Source organism: Elizabethkingia argenteiflava, assembly GCF_009904105.1.
GTDB lineage: Bacteria > Bacteroidota > Bacteroidia > Flavobacteriales > Weeksellaceae > Elizabethkingia > Elizabethkingia argenteiflava.
This window is the reverse complement of sequence record NZ_JAAABJ010000444.1, coordinates 1-11,574: the sequence shown is the minus strand read 5'-3', so window position 1 is coordinate 11,574 and position 11,574 is coordinate 1. Positions and strand designations below refer to the sequence as shown.

The following is an 11,574-nucleotide window of genomic DNA, read 5'->3' as shown; positions in this document are numbered from 1 at the left end:
TTCCTTCAGAACAGGCACTGATGAAGCTAATGTATCTGGTAATACAGAATATCAGTAAAAAATGGACAATGCCTATCCATAACTGGGGTATGGCATTATCACAACTTTATGTTAAATTTGGAGAGAATTCTCAAGGAAAAAAACAGCTTTTGAGGAGCATTAATTTAGAACCTGACACAGTTCGGGTGACACTCCCGAAAATTACAAAATTGATAAAAAATTTCTTTTAACTGATGTGTTTTCTTTTTTTACAATTAAAAGAGATCCTATTATTTTTGAATCTTTGGATGGTAGTTTTTTGAAAATTGATTAACCAATCTGCGTTATCGCAAGCTTCTTGTTGGTTATGGAGCCTCTTGCAGAGCAAACGTCCAACTGGTCGCGGTACATCTATGCCTTTAATAACTCGGTAAGGTTAATAGATCCTACGGGGATGATGCCAGAAAAAGAATTCCCAGACTCTTACAAAGGTACCCTCGGAAAAGGAGATTGGCGTAAATCTGACAGAGAAAACAAGATAAGTGTATGGCAAAAAGCTAATGGAAGTAATGAATATGTTGATTTAGACCAAAGAGCAGATTTTATAGATGGTTTCAGTCAGCCAACTGATGAAAAAGTATTCCAAACTAAATGGGTTGATGCAGTTGCATATAATAAACTTAGTCCCGCTTCGGTTAAGATTCTAAATAGCAATTTAAGTTGAGTTACTTCTTTTAAGGGAAATGTTATGAACTTAAATAATAGATAGGTGTATTGAATGACCTCAGTGGGATATACTATAAAATGGGAAAAAGGAGTTAAAATAAATACAAATGTTAATACCCGATAAAAAATCAAATGGCATTATATCGGCAATTTTCTTAATAATATTTGCTGTTATATATTATTTCTTTGTCATAAGTCAAAATCATGATATTTTTATTGGCTTATGAAATAGGACTTATATTGTTTTATAGTTATAAAATACACAAAGCAATAATTTATATCATATTAGCAATATCCCTTTTGATACATTTCATTACTATTATTTGTATTGTTTTTAAAATAAAAGGAGCAGGTATCTTATCTTAACTTCCTCGCTTTTGCGAGGAAGTTGCTGCTTTTTAAAAAGCAGCAATATTTTTAAGTTTAAACAAGTTCTAATTTTTGCTATTCATTAAGCGCTTTTTGATAGCGTCTATTCCAGGCAACAAAAACAGGTTTTAGTGTGTGTATTTTAGTTGTGAACTTTTGATAGATGCTTTTTTGTATTTCCATTATTTTTTTGAAATCATTAATCTATTGAGATCGTCGTCTTTTTATCAAGATTTCATTTTTACAGGGATTGTTATTTCGTGTCTTTTTAATGAAAATAAGCATAATTTCAGTCGAAATATTAGGTAAAAAAACGTAAATTAGCCCGTTGTTTAAAGTCTAAACTTCCAGAAGTGTGAAAATCAGTTTTTTTAATGGTTTTCCCCATTTATTTTAAATATAAAGAATGAATACAGAAGGAGAAAAGCTAATTCCTATCAACATTGTTGATGAAATGAAATCCTCTTACATCGACTATTCAATGTCGGTAATTGTTTCCCGAGCCTTACCAGATGTAAGAGATGGTCTTAAACCGGTGCACAGAAGAGTCCTTTACGGGATGTATGGTTTGGGTGTTTTTTCTAACAGAAAATATTTAAAGTCTGCCAGAATTGTCGGTGATGTATTGGGTAAGTATCACCCGCATGGAGATAGTTCTGTTTACGATGCAATGGTGAGGATGGCCCAGTCATGGTCCCTTCGTTATCCCCAGGTAGACGGGCAGGGAAACTATGGTTCTATGGATGGCGACCCCCCTGCAGCGATGCGTTATACAGAGGCCAGGCTTAAAAAGATTTCTGATGAAATTCTTTCAGATCTTGATAAGGAGACGGTAGATTTTCAGAATAACTTTGATGACTCTTTACAGGAGCCTAAAGTGCTTCCTACCAGAATACCTACTCTTTTGGTAAACGGTACATCTGGAATAGCAGTGGGTATGGCGACTAATATGGCGCCTCATAATCTCACCGAAGCTATTAATGCAATTTGTGCCTACATAGAAAATAATGAGATTAGCATAGATGAATTAATGCAACATATTATCGCTCCAGATTTTCCTACTGGAGGGATAATCTATGGTTATGATGGGGTTCGCGATGCTTTTCATACCGGGAGAGGGAGAATTGTATTACGCGCTAAAGTGAGTTTTGAACAAATAGGCAATCGCGATGCGATTGTTGTTAGCGAAATTCCTTATCAGGTTAATAAAGCTGAGATGATAGCCCGGACAGCAGAATTGGTAAAAGATGATAAAATACCGGGTATTCATGAAATTAGGGATGAATCTGACAGAAAGGGGCTTAGGATTGTTTATGAACTAAAAATGGATGCTATTCCGAATGTCGTCCTCAATCTCTTATACAAATATACAGCGCTGCAGACTTCTTTTAGCGTTAATAATATTGCTTTGGTGGCGGGGCGCCCTCAGCAATTAAATTTAAAGGAGATTATCCATCACTTTGTAGAGCATCGTCACGAGGTAGTTATCAGAAGGACAGAATATGAGCTGAAAAAAGCCAAAGAGCGTGCCCATATTTTAGAAGGTTTTATGAAGGTGATTGGCACTCAGGACGCTCTGGATAAGGCCATATCCATTATACGCCATTCTTCTAACCCTCAGGAAGCCAAGCTTGGATTGATTGCAGAATTTGAACTGTCCGATATTCAGGCGCAAGCGGTCTTAGACTTGAGATTGGCGAGACTGACAGGAATGGAGTTGGATAAAATTAGAGAAGAGTATGAGGAAATCATGAAATTGATTCAGCACTTGCAGGATATTTTGGAGACTCCAGCTTTACAATATGAGATTATTAAAAATGAGCTTATTGAAGTTAGGGATAAATATGGTGACGAAAGGCGAACCGAGATAGATTACTCTGGAGGAGAGATGAGCATAGAGGATATTATCCCAAATGAGCAGGTTGTCCTTACTATTTCCCATGCTGGTTATATCAAGAGAACGTCGGTGAATGAATACAAAGTGCAGTCTAGAGGAGGAGTGGGTAACCGTGGAGCGACGACCAGGGATTCCGATTTCTTGGAGTATATCGTAGCTGCTACCAACCACCAATATATGCTGTTCTTTACAGAAAAAGGTAAATGTTACTGGTTACGGGTATTCGAAATTCCAGAAGGCTCCAAAACCGCTAAAGGTAGAGCGATCCAAAATCTAATAAATATAGAGCCAGACGACAAAATTAAGGCCTATCTAAGAACCGATGATCTTAAGAATTCCGATTATGTGCAGCAGATGAATGTGGTGATGATCACCAAAAACGGAACCATTAAGAAAACCTCATTAGAAGCTTATTCTAGACCTCGTATCAATGGAATTAACGCTATTGAAATTCGAGAAGACGATCAGCTTTTAGGTGCGAGGCTAACCGATGGTACCTCACAAATTATGATTGCCACAAAGAGCGGTAAATGTATACGTTTTCCGGAAGAAAAAGTTAGATCTGTAGGACGTACTTCTATTGGTGTAAAAGCGATTACATTAGAAGAAAATGATGAAGTAATCGGTATGATTGCAGTAAATGATCTAGAAAGTGAAACCGTATTGGTGGTTTCCGAAAAAGGTTATGGTAAGCGTACAGCTATAGAAGATTATAGAATTACCAACCGTGGAGGAAAAGGTGTTATTACCTTAAATATTACGGATAAAACAGGACAATTAATTGCCATAAATAACGTTACTAATGAACACGATTTGATGATTATTAATAAATCAGGGGTGGCGATTCGAATGAAAGTAGAAGATATGCGTGTAATGGGTAGAAATACTCAAGGGGTACGTTTAATCAATTTGAAAGGTAATGATGAAATCGCTGCAATTGCGAAAATAGAAGTAGACCAATCGGTAGAAGAATCGAATGCCGAGGAGGGAGATCCGGGTGTGGAAGCGACCCACCATATTGATGTATCTTCACAGGAGAATGACACAGAAAATAATGAAGCGTAAAAAGTATTAATAATAGAAATATGAAAAAAATCCTTTTAAACGTAGCATTGGCATCAGCATCGCTGGTTTTTGCACAGAAAAAAGAAATTCAAAATGCTGTAAAGGCAACCAAAGATGGCAATTATTCTGAAGCTTTATCTCAAATATCAAATGCAGACAATTCCTTACAAGGCAAATTTTACTTTCTTGAGCCTTCACTACAAGAGCAGTATTATTATGCCAAAGGTTTGGCTTTGCTAAAATCGGGAAAAACTTCTCAAGGCGCCACTGTATTATCAAAAATATCTGATCTTAAAAAAAATAAAATATTTACAGGTAAAGACAATACCAAGAAAAAAGTTTATTTTGTTGGGAAGGCAGAGGCCGATAAATACGGTAGTGGACTTCAATTACGCGAAGAATCCTATAGTCCATCTTTAGTAGAGAATATAGGGGCTACTATCAATCCTATGCTTAATGAGGTCAGTACAGAAGCCCAAAAGGAATACGATGCTAAAAACTATGCATCTGCTGCTGAAAAATTCCTTCAGGTAAATGATTTATTATCGGCAGCTGGGCAGCCTGATAATACCTATAAGTATTATGCGGGTATTAGCTACGCTTTGGCGAATAAGAAAGCCGAAGCTATAGCACTGTATAAGGATTTGATTGACTCGGGGTATACAGGGGTGAAAAACATTTATTCAGCGGTAAATAAAAAAACGAATCAGCGAGAGAATTTAGATAAAAATTCTTTTGAACTCTTAAAAAAGACCTCTGATTATACTGATTTTAAAACGGAAACTACTAAAAATGTGGAAGAGGAGCTCTACGAAACTGCTATAGCCCTCATGCTAGATGATAACAAAAATGAAGAGGCGGTAGATCTGATAGAGAAAGGGCTGGTTAAATTTCCAGATAATAAGAAGTTAAATGACTTTAAATTATCAGCCTATTCTAGAACCGGCGATACCACTAAATTGGAACAAACAATAAAAGAGGCTATTGCTAAAAACCCAAAAGATAAGCTCAATTGGTCTAATTTGGGGGTGATTCAGTCCAATCAACCTTCCAGTCTGACTCAAGCTGAAGATTCCTTTAAAAAAGCGTTGGATATAGATCCTAGTTATGTTCCCGCTCTACAAGGTTTGGTATTTAATCTTTACTTAAACAGTAAAGCCGATGCAAGTATAGTGGATGCTTATAATGCAGCGAGAAAAGCAGGAAAAATTGAAGAGGCTAATAAAATTATAGCTGAAAGAAAGATGAGGTTTACCAAAGCTTTACCTTATTTGGAGAAACTACATAGTTTAACCCCTGAGGATGCCGATGTGGTAGAGACCCTCAGAACTATCTATAGTAGTTTAGGGAAATACGATAAAGCCAAAGCACTTAAAACTCTAAAAAAATAAATTTTGAAAATAAAAAAATAGGCCTTTCGAAAAGAGAAAGGCCTATTTTTTATTTTTACTTTCTCACCAATATCTTTTCCAAAACAAACTGACTCAAGTTTTCTTCTCCTTTATCATAAGCAACCTTCTTACTACCATCGAAAGCTTCTTCTTCTAAAATAGTAATATAGGTTCCCAAGGATAGTTTTTTATTATTGAGAAACTTTAAAAAATCTTCAGAAGAATAGCTAAGAGCCACAAACTCTACAGTATCGCCCATCTTGCACTCACTCAGCTTAAAATAGTGGTTTTCGATGATATTTCCCTCTTTATCCGGAATAGGAGACCCATGAGGATCGGTTTTAGGATAGTTTAGTATTTCATCGATTTTATCAAAGAACTTAGGGGATTGGATGTGTTCGATTTCCTCTGCAATTTCATGAACTTCTTCCCATCCAAATTGCATTTTCTCTACCAGAAACATCTCTGTTAAGCGGTGCTTTCTAACAATTAAAGCGGCTTTTCTTCTTCCTTTTTCTGTAAGAATAATAGGTTTATAGCTTTCGTAAATTACCCAGGCTTCAGCCGAAAATTTTTTCATCATACTGTTAACACTGGGCATACGTATACCAAGATGATCACTTAGGTCTTTCACCGAAATTTCATTCTCATCATTAGCTAAATGGAAGAGCGCCTTAAGATAATTTTCTTTAGTTAAGGAATTCATATTCCAAATTTACTCTAAAAAAAAAAACAATGAACTATTTCGTTTAAATTTGTGATAGTAAAACTTTTTTAATGAAGATAAGATCTTAGTACACAAATGTGTAAATAAATCGTATATATGGAAGAAATAAGATGTGCTTGGTGCAAAAAGGACACTCTCTATCAACAATATCACGATCAAGAATGGGGGAGACTGGTAACAAATGATGCTATCTTGTTTGAGTTTTTGGTGTTGGAAAGTTTTCAGTGTGGTCTCAGTTGGATCACCATTTTACATAAGAGAGAAAACTTTAGAAAAGCTTTTGATGATTTTAATTATCATAAAATTGCAGAATATGGTGAATTAAAAGTGAATATGCTCGTACAAGATGCAGGTATTATAAGAAACCGGACTAAAATAGTAGCGACGATTAATAATGCACAGCAATTTATACAATTAAGAAACGAGTTTGGATGTTTTTATAAATACCTTTCCAGATACACGGGAGGGGAGAGGATTATTAATCAATGGAACCGGCAATCAGAAGTCCCCGCTAAAACAGCCCTGTCGGATAGCATTAGTAAAGACCTCAAAAAAAGAGGTTTTAAATATTTAGGATCCACAGTCGTATATGCTTACTTACAGGCAGTAGGCATAGTAGATGATCATCTTGAGAATTGTTTTATCAGGACGCAGATGAATGAAAAGATCTCGCAGTCTATACCAAAAGCTTGAGTTTTTTGTACGATCATTTAGGTCAGATTAATAATACAACAATAGCCCCTATAATAGGGGCTATTGTTAAAAAAAAATTATTTAATAATTCTATCCAGCACCCACTGAATCGTCATTTTTTCAGAAGCCTGGTGGTCGGTAGAGAATTCTCCACGGCGTCTGTTAGCGATAATACAGTTTGCTGTAATAGCTTTATGGCCTAGCAGTTTCGAGAGTCCATATATTGCTGAGGTTTCCATTTCAAAGTTGGTAATGCCCAATTTATTTAACTTTTCCAAAAACTGGTCGTCCAGTGCTTTTAGTCTTAGCTGTCTACCCTGTGGCGCATAGAAACCTGGAAAAGTGGCAGTATTGCCAATATATTTAGCATCTGCATAATAGTGAGAAATATCGGAGGCCCAGTCTGAGAAATAAAGCAAAGGTTTGATCTTCTGATAAGGGAATTGCGCCAAGAAATTTCTGGAAAATTCGTTTTCGAAGTGATAGTCTTCATAAAAATGAAGCAGTCCATCTAATCCAACGACGTTTTGAGAGACCAGTATGTTGTCTACTTCCACCTCTGGATTTACACTTCCACAGGTTCCAAGACGAAAGAGCTGCAGTGAGGTGTGTGTAGGTTTTAGAGTCTTTTGCTTAAGATCAATATTCACCAGAGCATCTAACTCATTCATCACGATGTCTATGTTTTCTGTCCCAATACCGGTGGACATTACTGTGATCCTTTCTCCCCGTAATACTCCCGTATGGGTATAAAATTCTCGTTTATTTTTCTTGATTTCAATTTTATCAAAATAACAAGATACTTTTGATACCCTATCAGGGTCTCCCACCAGTATGATTTTTTCGGCAAGATCCTCCGGATGAAGGTTAAGGTGATATATACTTCCATCACCATTTAATACCAGCTCTGAGGCTGCAAGTTTATTCATAGCACATTATATTAAGAGTTATTTATCCGCCTACACGCTTGGTTTTATAGCCCATATCCTGTAATAATTTGATGATTTTATCCCTGTTATCACCTTGGATGATAATAAGACCTTCCTTTTCAGAACCACCGATTCCTAACGTAGTCTTTATTGTTTTTGAAAGCTCTTTAAGCTCAGGCTCACTCCCTTCAAAGCCCTCAATAAGAGTCACAGGTTTGCCCTTACGTCCTTTTTTTTCGTATTTACAAATAAGAGCGCCTTTCTGCTCAAATTTTTCTTGTGGCATTTCAAAATCCTGTTCCTGATGATGAGGGAAAAGATTTTTCAACTGATCTCTTAAATCCATTTTAGCTTTTATACAGGTAGCAAATTTAAGAAAAATTTAATTTTTCAAAACCTTATTTATATGCAATATACATAGAATTTATTAGGCTTTCAACCATTGTTTTGTATCTTTGTTACATTCTTATATAAATAAAATTGTATAATGTCTAAAAAAGCAATATTAGCCATCTTAGATGGTTGGGGATTGGGTTTGGATCCCAAAATTTCTGCTATCGCGCAGGCAAAAACACCTTTTATTGATCAATGTTTAAAAGAATATCCTCATAGTAAACTGGAGGCTAGTGGACTTGCGGTAGGTTTACCCGAGGGGCAAATGGGGAATTCTGAAGTCGGGCATATGAATTTGGGTGCCGGTCGCGTTATTTATCAGAATCTGGTTAAAATAAACATGGCGGTTGAAAATAAAACATTAGGTAATGAAGCTGAAGTTATGGCTGCCTTTAAATATGCAAAAGATAATCATAAAAAGGTGCACTTTATCGGTTTGGTATCAGATGGTGGGGTACATTCTCATATTAATCATTTAAAAGGGCTTATAGAAGCTGCCAATGATTATGGATTAGAAGAAGTTTATGTGCATGCTTTTACAGATGGTCGTGATTGTGATCCGCATTCAGCAAAAACCTTTATTCAGGACCTCATACACTATATGAGCGACAAAATTGGAAGATTAGCGAGTGTTACAGGTCGTTATTACGCTATGGATAGAGATAAGCGGTGGGAGCGTGTAAGAGTTGCTTACGATGCTATGGTTAATGGAGTTGGGCTGATGACGCAGAATCCGATTGAAGCTATACAAAAATCTTACGATGAAAATATAACCGATGAATTCCTAAAGCCTATTATTTGTACAGAAAACAATAGGCCTGTAGCCAAAATAGAAGAGCACGATGTGGTGTTCTGTTTCAATTTCCGTACCGACAGAGGACGTGAAATTACCATGGCTCTTTCTCAGGAAGATTTTCCAGATTACGAAATGAGAAAATTACCACTATATTACGTAACGTTAACCAATTATGATAAGACTTTCCAAAATGTAAATGTGGTGTATAATGAAGAGGTCATTAGTCATACCTTAGGCGAAGTGTTAGAAGATCATAACAAGTCTCAGATTCGTATTGCGGAGACAGAAAAATATCCACATGTTACTTTCTTTTTCTCTGGAGGAAGAGAGGAGGAGTTTAGAGGAGAAAAACGTATTTTGTGTCCAAGTCCTAAAGATGTGCCGACCTATGACTTTAAGCCTGAAATGTCGGCCTATGATATCACCGAAGCTATCGTCTCTGAGTTAGAACAAGGCAGCGTTGATTTTGTTTGTCTTAACTTTGCCAATACAGATATGGTGGGACATACAGGAGTATTCCAGGCGGCGGTACAAGCTGCTGAAACAGTAGATCAGTGTATTCAGAAGGTCGCTTCTGTAGGTTATGCGCAGGGATATACTGTCTTTATTCTGGCGGATCACGGTAATTCAGATGTGATGATTAATTCAGATGGATCTCCCAATACACAGCATTCGACAAACTTGGTTCCCTTTATCGTTATGGATAAAGACCATACCTGGAATCTTAAAGATGGAAAATTAGGAGATGTAGCCCCTACTATTTTGAAAGTAATGGGGATAGAGCCACCTGCAGAAATGACTGGGGATATTTTAGTTTTTTAGTGAGATACATAAGCAATATCTTGCCAAATAATAGTGAGGAGTTAGCTACGGGGCATTGCCCTATCTATGTTGTATAGCATTATCTGATAGAAGTACACTTATATTTACAAAAACTGTAAAAGCTCAAAAGCTGCTGCTTTCATATGAAATGTCTGTAGATAAGCCCCTAGCTTTTGTCAGGAGATGTAAGCGCTATTCGATAAATATCGATAAACATGTTTTTAGACTATATAACTATAAAAATAATTATAATAAAAAATAATGTACAGTATTATGTGTAAAATAATTTAATATTAATATATTTTCTGTAAATACTTTACATAACTAAGTTGGTTTTTTTTTATATTTGCCAGTAAATTTTTAACATATGATAAACAAAAAATTAGCGATAGACTTTGATGGAACCATCGTAGAAGATGCATACCCAGGTATAGGACGTGCAAAAATATTTGCTTTTGAAACTTTATCTAAATTACAATCAGAAGGGTATCGTTTGATTTTATGGACATATAGAAGCGGAAAATCTTTGCAAGAAGCTATCGATTTCTGTAGAAAAAATGGATTAGAGTTTTATGCGGTTAATTCCAGTTTTGAAGGAGAAGTTTTTGACGCTGCAAAGCAAAGCCGTAAGATTGATGCTGATTTGTTTATCGATGATAGAAATCTAGGAGGTTTCCCAGGTTGGGGCGAAGTCTATAATATTATCAAGGGAGAGATTGAGTTTCGCGTAGCTGGAGGAGAGGTATTGCCTTATTCTAAGCTAAGGAAAGAAAAAAAGAAAGGCCTTTTTTGGTAGAAATAAACAAGGGCGAACAAAAATATAACCGATTTTTCTATAGAAAAATCGGTTATATTTTTGTTTTTATCGGGATCGTTAATTTATCATTTGGACATCAATAAATAAAGATCTTTAATCGATTTATAAGAGTTGTAAGCATAGTCTTTGACGGCTTAATATATGGGATTTTATAGCGAGAATCACCGATTTAGTTCGCTGCCAAATTTTTTTGAGTAATAGAGGAGCATAGTGTTTGTAATCGAATAAATAGAAGGCTTTCTTTAAAAAAGTGATAAAATACGCATCAAATTAGCTCAACATTTTTCTAATTCACAGGAAATTTCCAGAAGAAAACCTGTATTAAAGAATCGTGTAGACGAGTCAATTGAGAAAGCTGTAATTGATATAGCCATTGATAATCCCGCTTTAGGACAGCTTAGAGTAAGCAATGAGCTTAGAAAGAAAGGTTTTATTGTTTCACCTGGTGGAGTTAGAAGTATTTGGCTCAGACATGATCTGCATACTTTTAAATTGAGATTAAAAGCGTTGGAATCAAAATCTGCTCAGGATGGTATTGTTCTTACTAAATTTCAACTTTCAGTATTAGAAAGATCCAAGGAAGAGAAAAAAGCTCATGGAGAAATTGAAACTCATCATTCTGGATATTTAGGATCTCAAGACACTTATTACGTAGGCCATATCAAAGGAGTTGGCCATATTTATCAACAAACTTTTATTGACACGTATTCCAAAGTAGTATTAGCAAAACTATATGACCGTAAAAATGCTCTTATTGCTGCTGATATGCTTAATGATCAGGTACTCCCTTTCTTTGATCAGCAGGAACTTCGTTTACTCAGAATTTTAACAGACAGAGGAACCGAATACTGTGGAATAAGAGAACAGCATGAATACCAGCTTTATTTAGCCATTGAAGATATTGATCACACAAAGACCAAGGCTAAAAGTCCTCAGACCAATGGCATTTGTGAACGTTTTCACAGGACGA

Annotated in this window: 9 protein-coding genes and 2 pseudogenes; 8 read left to right on the top strand and 3 right to left on the bottom strand. The window is 35.9% G+C overall.

Annotation, left to right across the window (positions count from 1 at the left end; genetic code table 11):
* From GNY06_RS13690 to GNY06_RS05230, 4 genes and pseudogenes are all read left to right on the top strand, one after another.
* A pseudogene (locus tag GNY06_RS13690) lies at nucleotides 1-230 on the top strand (hypothetical protein); the annotation flags it as partial.
* 116 nt (nucleotides 231-346) lie between these two features.
* Nucleotides 347-703: a hypothetical protein gene (locus GNY06_RS05240; protein WP_166519108.1), complete on the top strand. Its 357-nt coding sequence runs from the start codon at nucleotides 347-349 to the stop codon at nucleotides 701-703.
* A 777-nt stretch (nucleotides 704-1,480) separates the two neighbouring features.
* Nucleotides 1,481-4,036, top strand: a complete 2,556-nt coding sequence (gyrA, locus tag GNY06_RS05235) for a DNA gyrase subunit A (protein WP_166519107.1) — start codon at nucleotides 1,481-1,483, stop codon at nucleotides 4,034-4,036.
* A gap of 20 nt (nucleotides 4,037-4,056) precedes the next feature.
* The gene (locus tag GNY06_RS05230) at nucleotides 4,057-5,427 is read left to right on the top strand and encodes a tetratricopeptide repeat protein (RefSeq protein ID WP_166519106.1); all 1,371 of its coding nucleotides are present in this window, start codon (nucleotides 4,057-4,059) and stop codon (nucleotides 5,425-5,427) included.
* 55 nt (nucleotides 5,428-5,482) lie between these two features.
* On the opposite strand, the gene GNY06_RS05225 is transcribed toward GNY06_RS05230, so the two are convergent.
* A complete protein-coding gene (locus GNY06_RS05225) occupies nucleotides 5,483-6,133 on the bottom strand; it encodes a metal-dependent transcriptional regulator (RefSeq protein ID WP_166519105.1) in 651 nt (216 codons plus the stop codon).
* Between the two features lie 117 nt (nucleotides 6,134-6,250).
* Between GNY06_RS05225 and GNY06_RS05220 the strand changes: the two genes are divergently transcribed.
* Nucleotides 6,251-6,847 (top strand): DNA-3-methyladenine glycosylase I, encoded by a 597-nt coding sequence (locus tag GNY06_RS05220; RefSeq protein WP_166519104.1) that lies wholly within the window; start codon nucleotides 6,251-6,253, stop codon nucleotides 6,845-6,847.
* A gap of 77 nt (nucleotides 6,848-6,924) precedes the next feature.
* Here GNY06_RS05220 and GNY06_RS05215 read toward each other — a convergent pair whose 3' ends face one another.
* Both GNY06_RS05215 and GNY06_RS05210 read right to left on the bottom strand, forming a co-directional pair.
* On the bottom strand, nucleotides 6,925-7,776 hold the full coding sequence (locus GNY06_RS05215; RefSeq protein ID WP_166519103.1) for a nucleoside phosphorylase: 852 nt from the start codon (nucleotides 7,774-7,776) through the stop codon (nucleotides 6,925-6,927).
* A gap of 22 nt (nucleotides 7,777-7,798) precedes the next feature.
* Nucleotides 7,799-8,122 carry a translation initiation factor gene (locus tag GNY06_RS05210; protein WP_166519102.1) on the bottom strand — a complete coding sequence of 108 codons (324 nt, stop codon included), beginning with the start codon at nucleotides 8,120-8,122 and terminating at the stop codon, nucleotides 7,799-7,801.
* Nucleotides 8,123-8,263: 141 nt separating this feature from the next.
* On the opposite strand from GNY06_RS05210, the gene gpmI reads away from it, so the two are divergent.
* The 3 genes and pseudogenes from gpmI to GNY06_RS05195 form a co-directional block, all read left to right on the top strand.
* Nucleotides 8,264-9,787, top strand: coding sequence for a 2,3-bisphosphoglycerate-independent phosphoglycerate mutase (gene gpmI, locus GNY06_RS05205; protein ID WP_166519101.1), 1,524 nt, complete (start codon nucleotides 8,264-8,266; stop codon nucleotides 9,785-9,787).
* 367 nt (nucleotides 9,788-10,154) lie between these two features.
* Nucleotides 10,155-10,583 carry a BT0820 family HAD-type phosphatase gene (locus GNY06_RS05200; protein ID WP_166519100.1) on the top strand — a complete coding sequence of 143 codons (429 nt, stop codon included), beginning with the start codon at nucleotides 10,155-10,157 and terminating at the stop codon, nucleotides 10,581-10,583.
* 318 nt (nucleotides 10,584-10,901) lie between these two features.
* Nucleotides 10,902-11,574, top strand: a pseudogene (locus tag GNY06_RS05195) (IS481 family transposase); the annotation flags it as partial.